At 66.8% G+C, this 15699-nt stretch carries 12 protein-coding genes; 3 read left to right on the top strand and 9 right to left on the bottom strand.

Annotated features, from left to right (window positions below; genetic code table 11):
• Positions 1 to 54 precede the first annotated feature (54 nt).
• The 8 genes from NH14_RS21635 to NH14_RS21600 form a co-directional block, all read right to left on the bottom strand.
• Positions 55 to 3480, bottom strand: coding sequence for a transglutaminase family protein (locus NH14_RS21635; RefSeq protein WP_035528601.1), 3426 nt, complete (start codon positions 3478 to 3480; stop codon positions 55 to 57).
• Positions 3481 to 3581: 101 nt separating this feature from the next.
• Complete coding sequence (locus NH14_RS21630) at positions 3582 to 4541, bottom strand: transglutaminase family protein (RefSeq protein WP_035528603.1); 960 nt, start codon at positions 4539 to 4541, stop codon at positions 3582 to 3584.
• A 7-nt stretch (positions 4542 to 4548) separates the two neighbouring features.
• Positions 4549 to 5490: an alpha-E domain-containing protein gene (locus NH14_RS21625; protein WP_035528605.1), complete on the bottom strand. Its 942-nt coding sequence runs from the start codon at positions 5488 to 5490 to the stop codon at positions 4549 to 4551.
• Between the two features lie 103 nt (positions 5491 to 5593).
• Positions 5594 to 7006 carry a circularly permuted type 2 ATP-grasp protein gene (locus NH14_RS21620; protein WP_035528607.1) on the bottom strand — a complete coding sequence of 471 codons (1413 nt, stop codon included), beginning with the start codon at positions 7004 to 7006 and terminating at the stop codon, positions 5594 to 5596.
• A gap of 314 nt (positions 7007 to 7320) precedes the next feature.
• Entirely contained in the window at positions 7321 to 8016 is a 696-nt protein-coding gene (locus tag NH14_RS21615; RefSeq protein ID WP_052148153.1) for a DUF2894 domain-containing protein, read from the bottom strand.
• Complete coding sequence (locus NH14_RS21610; RefSeq protein ID WP_035528609.1) at positions 8009 to 8677, bottom strand: OmpA family protein; 669 nt, start codon at positions 8675 to 8677, stop codon at positions 8009 to 8011. The genes NH14_RS21615 and NH14_RS21610 overlap by 8 nt, the downstream gene beginning before the upstream one ends.
• Positions 8674 to 11535 carry a DUF802 domain-containing protein gene (locus NH14_RS21605; RefSeq protein WP_035528611.1) on the bottom strand — a complete coding sequence of 954 codons (2862 nt, stop codon included), beginning with the start codon at positions 11533 to 11535 and terminating at the stop codon, positions 8674 to 8676. The genes NH14_RS21610 and NH14_RS21605 overlap by 4 nt, the downstream gene beginning before the upstream one ends.
• Positions 11536 to 11555: 20 nt before the next feature.
• On the bottom strand, positions 11556 to 12407 hold the full coding sequence (locus NH14_RS21600) for a DUF3348 domain-containing protein (RefSeq protein ID WP_035528614.1): 852 nt from the start codon (positions 12405 to 12407) through the stop codon (positions 11556 to 11558).
• 150 nt (positions 12408 to 12557) lie between these two features.
• Here NH14_RS21600 and NH14_RS21595 point away from each other — a divergent pair, with 150 nt between their 5' ends.
• Positions 12558 to 13127, top strand: a complete 570-nt coding sequence (locus NH14_RS21595; RefSeq protein WP_052148154.1) for a LysE family translocator — start codon at positions 12558 to 12560, stop codon at positions 13125 to 13127.
• Here NH14_RS21595 and NH14_RS21590 read toward each other — a convergent pair.
• Positions 13100 to 14023: a LysR family transcriptional regulator gene (locus NH14_RS21590; protein WP_035528617.1), complete on the bottom strand. Its 924-nt coding sequence runs from the start codon at positions 14021 to 14023 to the stop codon at positions 13100 to 13102. The genes NH14_RS21595 and NH14_RS21590 overlap by 28 nt on opposite strands.
• Positions 14024 to 14239: 216 nt before the next feature.
• On the opposite strand from NH14_RS21590, the gene NH14_RS21585 reads away from it, so the two are divergent.
• Both NH14_RS21585 and NH14_RS21580 read left to right on the top strand, forming a co-directional pair.
• The gene (locus tag NH14_RS21585) at positions 14240 to 14905 is read left to right on the top strand and encodes an amino acid ABC transporter permease (protein ID WP_035528619.1); all 666 of its coding nucleotides are present in this window, start codon (positions 14240 to 14242) and stop codon (positions 14903 to 14905) included.
• Positions 14902 to 15663, top strand: coding sequence for an amino acid ABC transporter ATP-binding protein (locus tag NH14_RS21580; RefSeq protein WP_035528621.1), 762 nt, complete (start codon positions 14902 to 14904; stop codon positions 15661 to 15663). Before NH14_RS21585 ends, NH14_RS21580 begins: the two co-directional genes overlap by 4 nt.
• The last annotated feature ends 36 nt before the right edge of the window (positions 15664 to 15699 follow it).

Genomic DNA, 15699 nt, shown 5'->3' with positions numbered 1-15699 from the left:
GCAATCGGTTCTTCAGGAAGTGGCGAGGGTGTTCAGCCCGTAGCGTCCCGCGCTTCAGTCGCGCCGCAGATCGAGAGTAAACGGAAACTCGCGGCTCGGCACGGGCGCTGCGACGACCATCGGTCCCGGCGTATGCCCCATCGCGACAAAGCGCGCGAGACGGCGGCTCTGGGCCTCGTACGCGTTGACGGGAAACGTCGCGTAATTGCGTCCTCCCGGGTGCGCGACGTGATACCGGCAGCCGCCCAGCGAGCGCTGCATCCACGTGTCGACCACGTCGAACGTCAGCGGCGCGTGAATGCCGATCGTCGGATGCAGCGCGGAGGGCGGCGCCCATGCCTTGTAGCGCACGCCGGCCACATATTCGCCGAAGATGCCGGTCGGTTGCAGCGGCAGCGCGCGGCCGTTCACGGTCACCACATGGCGGTTGTCGTTGAGCCCGCTCACGCGCACCTCCAGCCGTTCGAGCGACGAATCGACGTAGCGCACCGTGCCGCCGCTCGCTCCCTCTTCGCCCATTACGTGCCACGGCTCCAGCGCGCCGCGCAGTGTCAGCTCGATCCCGTTCACCGCGATTTTCCCGTAAAGCGGGAAGCGGAACTCGAAGTGCGGCGCGAACCACGCGGGGTCGAACGCGAAACCCGCATCGGCGAGTTCGGTCAGCACGTCGTCGAAATCCATCTTCAGGAACACGGGCAGCATGAAGCGGTCGTGCAGCCCGGTGCCCCAGCGCGTGAGCGGCGTCGTATACGGCGTCGCCCAGAAGCGCGCGATCAGCGCGCGCAGCAGCAGTTGCTGCACGACGCTCATGCGCGCATGCGGCGGCATCTCGAACGCGCGCAGTTCGAGGAGCCCGAGGCGGCCCGTCGACGAATCCGGCGAGTAGAGCTTGTCGATGCAGAACTCGCTGCGGTGCGTGTTGCCGGTCACGTCGATCAGGATGTTGCGCAGGACCCGGTCGACGAGCCACGGCGGCATGTCTTCGCCGTACAGCAGCTTGTTGCGCTGGATTTCCCTGAACGCGATGTCGAGCTCATACACCTGGTCGTTGCGCGCCTCGTCGACGCGCGGCGCCTGGCTCGTCGGCCCGACGAAGAGCCCCGAGAACAGGTACGACAGCGACGGGTGATTGTGCCAATAGCCGATCAGGCTCGCGAGCAGGTCGGGCCGCCGCAGGAACGGGCTGTCCGCGGGCGTCGCGCCGCCCAGCACCACGTGGTTGCCTCCGCCAGTGCCGGCGTGGCGGCCATCGACCATGAACTTCTCGCTGGACAGACGTGTCTGCCAGGCGGCGTCGTACAGGAATTCCGTGTGGCTCACGAGCTGTCCGAAATTGGCCGCCGGGTGGATGTTCACCTCGATCACACCCGGGTCCGGGGTCACCTGCAGCAGTTTCAGGCGCGCGTCGCGCGGCGGCGCATAGCCCTCCAGCACGAGTTTCATGCCGAGTTCGCCCGCGCTCAGCTCGATCGCGGCCAGCAACTCCAGGTAGTGTTCGAGCGCGGCGAGCGGCGGCATGAAGACATACAGAATCTGGTTGCGAACCTCGACGCATAGCGCCGTGCGCGTGATCCAGTCGGCCGACTCGAAGCGCGCGGGAAAGCGATGCGCGTCGGTTCGAGGATGCAGCGCGCCGGGCAGGCCTGCCTCCTGTGCCTGCAACACGGTGCGTGGGGGCGGCGTCTCGCGCGGCGACAGCGGCGCGGCGTTCGGCGCGGATTGCGGCACGGCACCCGGCGCAGCATGGCGCGCACGCAGCGTGCTGGCGTCCGGCAACGATTCGCGCGGCGCGAACGGATCGCGCTCGATCAGGTACGGATAGTCGGCACGGCTGACCCACGGCAGCGAGTCGAGCGGCAGCCGGTAGCCCATCGGCGAATCGCCGGGTACGAGGTACATCCGCTCGTCGCGGAAGAACCACGGCCCGGTCTCCCAGCGCGCGCCGCCAGGGCCGGGCCCGCCTTCTAGCGGACGGATCGGCAGCACGTAGCCCACCACGCTGTCGAGCTTCTGCTCGAACACCTTGCGCAGCCGCGCACGTTCGAGCTCGTCGTCGAGGCGTGCATCGAACGGATCGACGTTGACGGGCAACTGGCGTTCGCGCCACAGGTAATACCAGACGTCTTCGTAACCCGGGCGGATGAATTCGCGCGTCAGGTTCAGACGGGCGGCCAGCGTGTCGATGAAGCGCTTCGCGTCCGCGGTCGTACAGGACGAGGGCTCGCGCTCGTCCGCGAACAACGACGGATCGTGCCAGACCGGCTGCCCGTCCGCACGCCAGAAGATCGACAGGGCCCAGCGCGGCAACTGCTCGCCCGGATACCACTTGCCCTGCCCGAAATGCAGGAAGCCGCCTTCACCGTACTCCGCGCGCAACTTCTGCACGAGCGCGCTCGCGTAGCCGCGCTTGGTCGGCCCGAGCGCGTCGGTGTTCCACTCGGCGCCGTCGCGGTCGTCGATCGACACGAAGGTCGGCTCACCGCCCTGCGTGAGCCGCACGTCGCCCGCTTCGAGCGCCGCGTCCACCTCGCCGCCCAGCGCGAGCACCGCGCTCCATTGCATGTCGGTATAGGGTCTCGTCACGCGCGGCGCTTCGTAGATTCGCGTGACCGTCATCGTGTGATCGAACGCGACCTCGCATTCGTCGATGAGCCCCTCGACCGGCGCAGCGCTCGTCGGCTGCGGCGTGCATGCGAGCGGAATGTGTCCTTCGCCAGCGAGCAGCCCGGAGGTCGGATCGAGCCCGATCCAGCCCGCACCCGGCAGATAGACTTCGCACCACGCATGCAGGTCGGTGAAATCGACTTCGGTGCCGCTCGGGCCGTCGAGCGATTTCACGTCGGGCGTCAACTGGATCAGGTAGCCGGACACGAAGCGCGCGGCAAGCCCGAGATGCCGGCAGAGCTGCACGAGCAGCCAGGCGCTGTCGCGGCACGAGCCGGACGCGAGCCCGAGCGTCTGCGCCGGGGTCTGCACGCCGGGTTCGAGCCGCACCAGGTAGCGGATGTCGCGCTGCAACTGCTGGTTCAGCGCGACGAGGAAGTTCACGGTGCCGGTCTGCGTGCGGTCGATCCCGTCGAGCCACGCGCGGAAGACCGGCGCATCGGAAGTTTGCGGATCGCACGCGAAATAGGGCGCCAACTCCACGGCCAGCGCCTCGTCATAGCGGAACGGAAACTGCCCGGCGCTCTCCTCGAGGAAAAAGTCGAATGGGTTGTACACCGACATCTCGGCGACGAGATCGATCGTGATCTCGAACTCGCGCGTGCGTTCCGGGAACACGAGCCGTGCGAGATAGTTCGAGAACGGGTCCTGCTGCCAGTTGACGAAGTGCGCGGTCGGCTTGACGGTCATCGAATACGAGAGAACCGGCGTGCGGCAATGGGGCGCCGGGCGCAAACGCACGACCTGCGGTCCGAGATTGACGAGCCGGTCGTAGCGGTAGCGGGTGACGTGATGCAGCGCGACATGGATGGACATGGCGGTTCCGGTTTGAACAGGGGCGTCGGACACCACCCGCGCCAGGGCGTTGCACCCGGCGCGGGAAGCGAAAAGGCGTCAGTGCTTCGCGGTGCGTGCGCTCAGACGAGTTCCGGCGACTGCACGACGCTGATCTCGATGCCGAGCGTCTGCGTGCCGGGCCCCGTCACGGGCTGCGTGTCGCGATAGTCGAATCCGGTTGCGGCGCGCACGTAGCGTTCGTCAGGGCAGCGGTTCATGAACGGATCGAAGCCGACCCAGCCGAGCCCGTCGACGTGCGCCTCGGCCCACGCGTGGCCGCAGGGAGGCAACGCCAGCGCGACGGCGCGCGCGTCGTCCAGTGCATCGTCCTGTGCGCGGCCCGCTGGCAGCATCGTCGCGCTTGTCCCCAGCGACACGTTGATCCCGGCGCTCTGCTCCTGCTGCTCGCCGCCAGCGTGCTGCATCGCGTCGACCATCCGCTGCGCGGCGCCGTCGGCCAGCAGATAGCCGCAGATATAGCGAGCCGGAATATTGAGCGCTCGCGCCGCCGCGATGAAGACGTGGGCATGGTCGCGGCTCGTGCCCTCGCCTTCGCCGAGCACGCTCTCCGCTTCCTCCGGCGCGGTTGCGGCGTTGCCCGGTGCATACGCGATCCGGTCGTGCACCTCGCTCATCAGCCAGTGCAGCGCGTCGAGACCGCGATGCTCGGGCGGCAGCGCGGCGGCCAGCGAGCGGATGCGCTCGCCGGCGCGCGTGAGTTCAGTCTCGCGCTCGAAGATCCACGGCGGCGCATAGCCGTCGTTAGGACCGACGATGCCTGCGCGGTCCTGGGTCTCGACCACGCCGGCCGCGACGATCACGATCTCCGGGCGTGTCGCGCGCTCGTGCCGCACGAGGTTGATCTGGTTGCCGAGGCCGTCCGCGTAGGACAGCCCAGCCTCGACCCCGTCGATCGTCACCTGCCACGCCCGCACCGTCTGACCGGGCCCCGACTGCGGGCGCAGACGCAGACGCTGCAACACATGCATGACGTGATCTTCGAACCGGAAACGCGAGATGTGGCGAATGGCGAGTCTCATGGCAGGCTCAATCGAAGTTGTAGGCTTCGGCGATGTCCGCGCCGAGGCCATTGTTGCGGGTAATGAAGTCGGTCAGGAATTCGTGCAGGCCGCTCTTGAAGATCCGCTCGACGGTGTTTTCGTCGAGCATGCGGTGGATGCCCGCCGCGGTGGCGTGGCACGGATGCGTGACGCCGTAGTCCTTCGCGAGATGCCCGAGGCTCGATACGACCCGGGCGTAGCAAAAGCGCAGCGAACGCGGCATCCGGCCGTTCAGGATCAGGTAGTCGGCGATGTTCACGGGCTTGTACTGCACGTCGTACACCCAGCGGTACGAGCGGTGCGCGGCGACGCTGCGCAGGATCGACTCCCACTGGTAATTGTCCAGAATCGTGCCGACATGCGACACCGACGGCAGCAACAGGTGGTACTTGACGTCGATAATGCGCGCCGTGTTGTCCGCGCGTTCGATGAACGCGCCGATCTGCGCGAAGTCGAAAATCTCGTTGCGCAGCATCGTGCTGTAAAAGCTGCCGAGAATCTGCGCGGTCTCGCGCTTCACGTGGTCCAGGAAAGCGGGCAGCTCGCTGGCCGCAACCGGCTGGGCGAGCCCTTGACCGATCGACAGCCACGCACCGTTTACGCTCTCCCAGACCTCGCGCGTGAGCGCGGTGCGTACCATGCGCGCATTCGAGCGCGCGGCCTCGATGCACGACAGCACGCTCGACGGGTTGTCCCGGTCACGCAGCAGGTAATCGCTCACCGGCTCGGCCGCGTAGGCGTCGTATTTTTGCCGGTAGCTGGCATCGGCGCCGGTACTCACGAGCACCGACGACCATTCGGCCGGCGCGTCGCTCGTGCGCGTGAGCGCCATGCGCAAGCCGGCATCGACGATGCGCGCGGTGTTTTCCGCGCGCTCGATGTAGCGGTACATCCAGTAGAGTCCGCTCGCAGTCCGTCCAAGAAGCATCTCGGGTCCACTCCGTTGCATTGTTGTCCACGTCGCGCGCGGTAGAGGCGCGCGGTCGCGCGGCGGTTGGGGCCACTGGGGCCACTTGGGTCATTGGGGCCGTTTAGTCGGCCAGCACCCAGGTATCCTTGGTGCCGCCTCCCTGGCTCGAATTGACGACGAGCGAGCCCTCCTTGAGCGCGACGCGGGTGAGGCCGCCCGGCGTGATGCGGATGCGGTCCGACACCAGCACGAACGGCCGCAGGTCCACGTGGCGCGGCGCGAGGCCGGCCTCGGTCAGGATCGGCGTGGTGGACAACGCCAGCGTGGGTTGCGCGATGTAGTTCGACGGCTTCGCGCGCAGCTTCGCGGCGAATGCCTCGCGCTCGGCCCTCGACGCGGCCGGCCCGACCAGCATCCCGTAGCCGCCCGAGCCATGCACCTCCTTCACGACGAGTTCTTCGAGATGATCGAGCACGTATTGGAGGCTGTCCTTCTCAGCGCAGCGCCAGGTCGGCACGTTCTGCAGCAGTGCCTTGCGGCCCGTGTAGAACTGCACGATCTCGGGCATGTACGAATAGATCGCCTTGTCGTCGGCGATGCCGGTGCCTGGCGCGTTCGCAATCGTGATGTTGCCCGCGCGATAGACGTCCATGATCCCGGCGACGCCCAGCACCGAATCGGGCCGGAAGGTCAGCGGATCGAGGAAGGCGTCGTCGACGCGGCGGTAGAGTACGTCGATCGGCCTGAGGCCCTCGGTCGTGCGCATCACGACACGCCCATCGACCACCTGGAGGTCGCTGCCCTCGACGAGATGCACGCCCATCTGATCCGCGAGGAACGAATGCTCGTAGTACGCGGAGTTGTGGATGCCGGGCGTGAGCACTGCGACGGTCGGATTGTCCAGGTTGCCGCCGGGCGGGCACACCGCGGCGAGCGACTGGCGCAGCATCTGCGGATAATTCTCGACCGGCCGCACCTTGACCTGCTGGAACAGCCCCGGGAACAGCTGCATCATCGTCTCGCGGTTCTCGAGCATGTACGACACACCGGATGGCGTGCGTGCGTTGTCCTCGAGCACATAGAACTGGTTTTCGCCGGTACGGACGATGTCGACGCCAATGATGTGCGTGTAGACATTTCCGGGCGGCCGAAAGTCGATCATTTCGGGCAGGAAGGCCTCGTTATGCGAGATCAGATGCTTCGGCACGATCCCGGCACGCACGATCTCCTGCCGGTGATAGATGTCGTCGAGGAAGGCGTTGAGCGCCATCACGCGCTGCTCGATGGCCTGCGAGAGCCAACTCCACTCCTGGCCCGAGATGATGCGCGGAACGATGTCGAACGGAATCAGCCGTTCCGCGGCCTGGGCGTCGCCGTACACCGCGAATGTGATGCCGGTCCTGCGAAAGACGCTTTCGGCGTCGTGGGCCTTCTGGGCGAGGCTCGCGGGATTTTGCGTGTCGAGCCACTGCTTCAGGCGCACATAAGGCGGCCTGACTGTATCGCCGGACAGCATTTCGTCGAATGGCTTCATTGAGTTCTCTCCATTGCGCTCCGGCTGGGTGGTGCACGCGTTCTTTTCCTGCCGAACGGGTGCAGCGCAAGGTAAAACAAATATCGTGCCAGTCTTCGATATGCTACGACCCCCTTGTAGAGTCCGCCTGTGCCGCGTCCCATGCGCCACAGCGGTGCGGCTTGCGCAAAATCGGCGCGACCGAACGCACGGGGGCGGTGCGGTATCCGCCGCGGCGCGCCACGGCGGTGCGCCCCTCTGCGCGGGATGTTTGCGGGTTATCGCCGTAGGGGCTTGTGGATAGGAGGCATTGGCGGCTCGCCCGAGGTCCGCACCTAAGCAGTGCCTTTGCGCGTGCGCGTTCCCTTCCTGGGCGAGGCTTTCACGGCCGCCTTTGCGTTACTCGCGCGCGGCATCTCCTTGGGCGCGGGCGCCGTGGCGGCGCTCAGGTCCTCAAGCCACGACAGCGCGTCGGCATACGCGAGGAACTGGCGCAGATACCCCGGCGAGAGTTCGCGCATGAGCAGCAGCGCGCGGTGCACAAGGCTGCTCGAATTGAGCGGCCCCGCATTCTTCGGCACCTGATCGAGCGACTGTTGCACCTGCTGGTCGGCGCTCAGGTGCGACCAGACTTCGCGGAAGTAATCGAGCAGTTCCGCAGGCGGCCCGCCGCGGGCGAGATGTTCCGCGTTGCCGAGGTGCGCCATGAGCGTGCGGTGCGCGCTTGCGCCTTGCGGTGACGCGTTCTCCGCGTGCCCTGGCGGATTCGATCCCGCGTGCAATGCCGCGCGCTCGATCGCGCCGGCATAGTCGGCGAGCAATCCGTCGATGCGCGCATCGAGCACGCGCCGCGCCGCGCCCGCATGCATGGTGGCGCGCCGGTCAAGTGCGTCGATCAACGCGTAGCGCACGGGATCGAGCCGGTCTGCGCCTTGCGCGCGCCAGGCATCGAGCGTGGCGCGGGTGTGCGTGGCTACGTGTGCGGTCGTTTCCTCGTGCTCGCAGGGGAGTTCGCGGGCGCCGTCACTCATGGCCGTCACGCGCCCCGGTTTGTGTACGCGCGCTGCTGCTCGCGGGCCTCGGCACAGCGGCGATCTCCACGCGGCGATTCTTTGCGCGGCCCGCTTCGTCGGCGTTCGAACTCACGGGCTGCTCCGAACCGAATGCCGCCGCGAACACCGATTGCGCCGGGACGCCCGCATCGATGAACGCGCGCGTCACCGTGAGCGCGCGCTGGGCGGAGAGTTCCCAGTTGTCGGCGAAGCGGCGGTTGCCGGCATGCACCTGCTGATCGTCGGCGAAACCGCTCACCATCAGAATCTGGTCGCGGTCGCGCAGATACGCGGCGAGCGGACCCGCGAGACTCTTGAGCAGCTCGCGCCCTTGCGGCTGCAATTGATCCGAGTTCAGCGCGAACAGCACGTTGCCGCTGATGCCGATGCGCCCGTTCACGAGCGTCACGCGTCCCGCCGCGAGCGGGCCGGCCAGCGCCTGCTCGAGCGTCTTGCGCCGCTGCGTTTCGATCTGGCGCTGCTTGACCTCGTTGGCGAGGCGCGTCGACGCTTCGAGCTGCATGCCGATCACCCCGACGAGGATCAGCACGAACGCGCCCAGCAGCGCCGCCATCAAATCGCCGAACGCGGCCCAGACTGGCGCGGTGGGCTCCACGCCGCCGTCGATTTCGTCGTTCATGCGGCTTCAGCCCCTGCCTGCACGCGCAAGCGCTGCAGATTCTCGACGATTTGCTTTTGCGAAAGCAGGCTCAGGTCGATCACTTCCTTCGCCTGGGCGACGTAGTAGGCGAGCTGGTCGTCGCTGCGCGCGAGCGACTTGTCGAGCGCGGTTTCGATGCGCTGCAATTGCGTCATGAGCTTGTCGTTCGACTCGCCGAAGTGCTGGACCGCTGCGCCGAACGCATCGCCGAGGCTCGCCATTTCCACTGCGCTGCCCGTGACCTGGGCGGCTGCGCCTTCGAGCGTTTGCGCGCCGGTCTCAACCTGGCTGGAGAAGCGCTCGCCCACGCGTTGCATGAGGCCCGCCGAGGTTTGCACGAGCGCGTCGATGGCGGTGCGCTGCTCGGTGCTCGCGTGGTTCACGGCGTCGAGCAGCGTGGTGACGGTGGAGAGCAGGCGGCCGCGCTCTTCGAGCATCGCGGTGTCCTGCACCATGCTCTCGGAGAGCTTCTTGCGCAGTTCGGCGACCACTTCGGCGGCCACGCGCGGCGCTTCCGACGCGGCATCGACGAGGCGCGCGATTTCGGCGATGGTGCCGTTGGCGTGCGCTTCGGTATGTGCGGCGATGTTGCAGGCGGCTTTTTCGAGCGCATCGCAGGTGGCTTGCTGGCGCTCGGCTGCTTGCGCGCTTGCTGCTTGCCACGCCGATGCGTTGGCTTCTGCCGCGCGCGCGATTTCCGCGATCGTGCCGCTCGCATGCGCTTCGGTTTGCGTGGCGATGTCGTTAGCCGTTTTCGTCAATGCATCGCAGATGATCTGCTGGCGTTCCGCTGCTTGCGCGCTTGCGGCTTGCCATGCCGATGCATTCGCTTGCGCAGCACGCGCGATTTCCGCAATCGTGCCGCTCGCATGCGCTTCGGTTTGCGTGGCGATGTCGTTCGCCGTTTTCGCCAGTGCATCGCAAATGATCTGCTGGCGCTCCGCTGCTTGAGCGCTTGCTGCTTGCCACGCCGATGCGTTGGCTTCTGCCGCGCGCGCGATTTCCGCAATCGTGCCGCTCGCATGCGCTTCGGTTTGCGCTGAAATATCGTTCGCCGTCTTTGCCAGCGCATCGCAGATGATCTGCTGACGCTCCGCTGCCTGCGCGCTAGCCGCCTGCCACGCCGCCGACGAAGCCTCGGCCACACGCGTGATTTCGGCGACCGTGCTGTCCGTGTGCGCGCTGGCGTGCGCGGCGATATCGCTGGCGGTCTTGTTCAGCGTCTCGCACACGGCCTGCTGACGCTCCGCAGCCTCGGCGCTGGCCGCTTGCCACGCAGCCGCTGCCGCAACGGCCGCGCGCGAGATTTCGGCGAGCGTCTTGTTCGCGTGCGCTTCGGTCTGGGCGGCGACTGCTTCGGCGGTTTGCGTGAGCGTCGCGCACACGGCCTGCTGATGTTCCGCCGCCTGCGTGCCGGTCGCGCTCCACTCGTCGCGCAGCGTGGCGCTCATCGCGCCAAGCGTTTCGGTCCACGTTGCGAGGCGCGCCTCGTCGCGCGCGACAAGCTGCGTTTGCAGATTCGCGTGCGCGTCGCTCACGGCGCGCAGCAGCGCGGCCGAGTGCTGCTCGAAGGTCGCGGCGGCCGAGGTGAGCGCCTGCTGATTGTCGCCCGCGAGTTTTTCGCCGGCGCGCTCCTGACGCGCGAGCGCGTCCTGCCACGCTTGCGACACACCGGAAGCCGACGCCGCGAGCCGCGCATCGACGTTCTGCACCAGATTGGCCGAGCGCTCCTCGAAGGTTGCGGCGAAGCGTTCGAGCGCGCCTTGCAGGTCGCGCGCGAGCGCTTCGCCCGAACGGCGCTGGTCAGCCAGCGCCTCGTTCCAGATGCCGGCCACGCGCGTGGCGTTGGCCTCGAAGCCCGAGGCGAGGCCGTCGAGCTGGCGCTCCACGGCTTGCGTGAGCGTGCCGTGCAGCGCGGCGCTTTCGCGCGCGAGACCCGCCATGGTCGCTTCCACGACCGGCGCGAACGCCGCGCCGGCAGCGCGCGCGCTTTCGGCGGCGCTCGCCTTGAGCGATTCGCCCACCGACGCTGCGAGGCGCGCATAAGCCGCCTCGGCGTTGCCGAGGAAGGCCTGCTGGCTCGCGATCTGGCGCTCGCCGAGCGCGGCGCCCTGGCGCTCGATGGCTGTCATCATCGCTTCGAGGCGCTCGACCAGCTTGGGCATCGCATCGGCCTGACGCGCCATGAGCGCGAAGCTCGTTTCGCGCTGGTGCGCGTGCGAGAACGGGCGCAGCGTGGTGGCGATCAGCGAGTCGAGGCGCTGGGCGGTCTCGATGCGCTCGCGGCGGCACAGCGCCGAGAGCAGGCCCAGCATCGCCGAACTCGCCACGCCCGCGATCGATGTGCCGAACGCGAAGCCGAGCCCGCGAATCGGGCCGGCGAGCGCGGCGCGGATGCCGTCGAGATCGGTGGCGCCGTCGAGCGCCACGCCGGTGCCGCGCAGCGTCGTCACCATGCCGAGCAGCGTGCCCAGCATGCCGAGCAGCACCAGCAGACCGACCAGATAGGGCGTGAGCGACGGGCCGGGCAGCGCGACGCGCTCGCCTTCGACGCGCGCACGCACGGCGCTGCGCAGGCTCGGATGCAACTGATCGAGCCAGCCGCCGAGCGAAGCGGCAGGCATGGGCGCGGTGCCCACGCCGCCGACCGCGTGCGCGAGCGTGGCGGTGGCCTGCTTGTAGCGGTAGAGCTCGAACGCGCCGGCCACATAGCAGGCGCCGATCAGCACGGTGACCGCGAGCGCGAGCGGATTCGAGCCGGCGTAGCCGGCGGCGATCCAGCACACTGCGGCGAGGCCGGCGAGGAAAACAACGAGATCGATACGAAGTCTGGACATAGCGTTTGGGTTAGCAGGCGCTAGTGGGCGCGAAGCGCTGCGAGCAGCCCTTCGACCGGTTGAAACCGAACATCGAGTTCGGCGAGCAAAACACTCTGTACATCCTTGCGGAACGCGTCGAGCCAAGCGCCAGGCGCGGCATGAGCCGGTGCCTTTGCCGCGGCTGCGCCTTCCGCTTGTTGAGCACTTCCCGCATCTTGTGCAGCGTTGGCTGCGGTCTGGGCTTCGCGGGCCGCGGCCTCGCGGGCCACCTTGCGCAGCCGCTCGAAATGCGCGCCCAGCAGGCTGGGCACCGCGCCGAGCAGGCTGCGTTCGCGCGCGGCGAGCGAGCGTTCCATGATCGCATCGAGCGTCGCGAGCTTCGCCATGGCGGGCGACACCGTCGCGAGCCGGCTGCGCAGACGCCCGCGCAAGTCGCCGATGTCGGTCTCCATCTTTTGCTGTAGTGCGACGTAGCACTGGCGAAAGACGGCGTAATCGGCATCGGTTTCGTCGGTAACGGGTGCTTGCGGAACCGGCGCTGGTTGCAACCCGCGCGCGTGACCAGCGTGACCATAGACGCCCGCGCGGCGCGCCTTCGCGGGCGCGAGCACGCCGTCGAGCGCAATCGCCTTCGAGAGCGCCGAGCGCAGGCTCAGGCACCGCTGCGCTTCGTCGTCGCCACTCGTGCGCGCGCCGTTTGCCACGGCACTCGCCGCTGCCGGAGCGGCAAGCACCGTCGAGAGCGCGATCGCGTCGGTCCAGCCGAGCCACTGGCTCAGCCGGTCCGCGAGCGGCTGCGGCGATGCCTGCACTTCGGCCTCGCTCAGGCGCGCCAGCAGGCGAACGAGGGCCGGACCGCTCAATGAGGTGCGCTGCGGGGGATGGACCATACCACAAGAGGCAAAAAAGGCAGCAGTTTACACGGCGGCGGGGAGGCGATCGTCGTTTTCGTAGCGGACGGCCAGTCGTAGGTGGTGATTGGCACGCGTTAAACTGGCTCTCGCGCGCGGGCGCTCTAGCTCGTGCACCAGGAGATTTCCATGGCGGTTTCCAGTTTGAGCGCATTCGCGCTCGCCCTGCTGATTGTGGCCGGCATGCCGGGCCCGAGCGTCGCAGCGCTGGTGGCCCGTGTGCTGACCAGCGGTTTTCGCGACGTGCTGCCGTTCCTCGCCGCCATGTGGATCGGCGAAGCGGTCTGGCTGACCTGTGCCGTTGCCGGGCTCGCGGCGCTCGCGCATACCTTTGCGCTCGGTTTTATCGTGCTCAAATTCCTGGGCGTCGCGTATCTGCTGTTTCTCGCGTGGAAGATGTGGTTCGCGCCCGCCGCGCTTCAGGCGGACAAGCTGCCGGGCAAGCGCTCGCCGCTGCGCATGTTTCTCGGCGGGACCGCCGTCACGCTGGGCAACCCGAAGATCGGGATTTTCTATATGGCCTTGCCGCCGACGATGGTCGACCTTTCGCGTGTGGGCGTGTTCGAGTGGTCGGAGCTGGTTCTCACGATGCTGGCGGTTCTCATCGCCATCGATCTCGCCTGGGCGCTGTTTGCGGCGCGCGCGCGGCGCTTGCTCACGAATATAGTGGCCTACTCAACCGAAAACGCCTCCGGGTAAGCCGTCTGCGCCGCCGTCTCGCGCACGCAGGCCTGCGCGATTTCAAGCACGTCGCCAACCGCGCGATTGTCCTTGAGCGCGCGGCGGTGCACGAGATAGAAGTTGAACCACTGGTTCGAATCGAATGCGCGCGCAACGAGATCGCCGTTCGCGCACAAATCAGCCGCAGTCAGCGCGTTGAGCAGGCTCACGCCGTTCGTGAGCCGGATCACTTCCCCCAGTGAACTCAGGTTGACCCGCAGCTCGTATCCGAGGCGCCTGCGCTCGCCCGAATCGTGGAAGACCAGATGATCGGACTGGATCGGCTTGATGTATTGCTGGTCGGCCAGATCGTCGTAGGTCAGTTGTTCGCGTTTCGCGAGCCGGTTCTTGCGGGTCAGCAGCGCCACCATCCGCGCGCTGAACACCGGCGTAAAAATCAGCGCGGGCTCGTGGATCTGGTACGAGACGATCGCGAAATCGAGGCGCCCGCCTTCGACGTCCGCTATCAGCGCGCCGCTTGCCGCAATGTCGAGCGCGACGCCCGTGCCTGGGTGCGCCTGCGCGTATTGATGCGCGAGCCTCGGGCCAAAGCGGTGGCACAGCCCCGGCGCGCAGCCCACCCGCACCGACGCCACACCGCTTTCCTGCAACAGCGAGATTTCCTCTTCGATGCGATCGAGCCGGCCGAGCAGTTGCGCCGCTTCGTCGAGCATATAGCGGCCGGCCGGCGAGATCTGTAGCCGCTGGTTCTCGCGTTCGAATAGCTTGATGCGCAAGCTGCCCTCGAGCCGCGCGAGCGCGTGGCTGACCGCCGACTGTGTCATGTCAAGCCGCGCCGCCGCCTGGCGCGTGGACCCCGTCGTGGCGATCGCGTGAAAAATCTCGATGTCGCGCAGGCTGAATTCTGTCCGCATGGTGTTCGCTCTCGTCAATCAATTGATCGAATAATTTCATATATTGACCGAAAAATAATTCAAAGCGAGACTTCGATCTCGTCATGCAATACAAAAAAGTCATTCTTTACCAAGTCTTTCAGGCGAATTCAAGGTGATGAATGAAATCGGTCAACAAAAGAGGAGACACCACCCGGCAGTGCCTTGCCGTCGCGCAGGGGGCCGGCTGATCGAGCCATGTTCGACATCCACATAGTTCTCAAATACCTGCCGATGCTGTTCGAAGCGGCGCTCGTGACGGTCGAGTTGACGCTGCTCGCGACCGTAGCCGGACTCGTCATCGGGCTTGCCGCCGCACTCGGCCGGCTCTCGCGGCATCGCATCGTGCGCGATGCGATGGGCGCCTATATCTGGCTGATCCGCTCCACGCCGCTGCTCGTGCAGCTATTCATCATTTATTTCGGTTTGCCTCAGTTCGGCCTCGAACTCTCGCCGTTCGCATCGGGCGTGATCGGTCTCGCGCTCAATGTCGGCGCCTATAACGCGGAAACGATACGCGCCGGGATCCTGGCGATTCCACACGGACAGATCGAGGCGTCGCGCTCGCTCGGCTTCAGCGCCGCGCGAACGATGCGCCTCGTGATCCTGCCGCAGGCGCTCAAGCTGATCGTGCCGCCGCTCGGCAACAACCTCATCATCCTGACCAAGGACACTTCGCTCGTTTCGACCATCACGCTCGCGGAGCTTTTCATGCGCACGCAGCAACTGGTTGGCGCGACCTTCAAGCCATTCGAGCTCTACTTCGCCTGCGCCATGATCTATGCATTGCTAACGACGGGAACGAGCCTGTTGCTGCGCCAGCTCGAACGGAGCCTGATTCTCAAGGGAGGCCGGACGTCATGAGTCACGCCGAACCGCGCATCGCGCTGCGCGATATCCACAAGACCTATGGGCCGCTCGAAGTGCTCAAGGGCATTTCGCTCGACGTGAACAAGGGCGAGGTGGTCGTGCTGATCGGACCGAGCGGCTCGGGCAAGAGCACGCTGCTGCGTTGCGTGAATCATCTGGAGACGCCCACGCGCGGCGAGGTGAGAGTGCTGGGCAGCCTCGTGAACGATCCGCACCGCAGCCACGGCGAACAGGAGCGCTACCTGAACGCGATGCGAATGAAGGTTGGCATGGTGTTTCAGCACTTCAACCTGTTTCCGCATCTGACCGTGCTGGAGAACCTCATGCTCGCGCCGGTGCAGTTGCTCCGCATGAGCGCGGCGCAGGCGCGCGACGAAGCGCGTGAACTGCTCGACAAGGTGGGCGTGCTCGACAAGCAGGACGTTTATCCAGGCAATTTGTCGGGCGGCCAGAAGCAGCGGGTAGCGATTGCACGCGCGCTTGCGCTCAAGCCCGAGGCCATGCTGTTCGACGAGCCCACTTCGGCGCTCGATCCGGAGATGGTGGGCGGCGTGCTCGCGGTCATGGAGCGGCTTGCCGCGGCCGGCATGACGATGATGGTCGTCACGCACGAAATGCGCTTTGCCGAACGCGTGGCCGACCGGGTCGTTTTCATGGCCGATGGGCGCGTGGTGGAAGCGGGCCGCCCGGCGGACATTTTCCATCAACCCGCGCACGAACGCACTCAAGCATTTCTCGCCGATATCCGCTGAGCGGCCGGCGACTGGCATACGAACTTACGAGGGAAT

This window comes from Paraburkholderia sacchari (genome assembly GCF_000785435.2).
GTDB lineage: Bacteria > Pseudomonadota > Gammaproteobacteria > Burkholderiales > Burkholderiaceae > Paraburkholderia > Paraburkholderia sacchari.
This window is presented reverse-complemented; position numbering and strand designations above follow the sequence as displayed.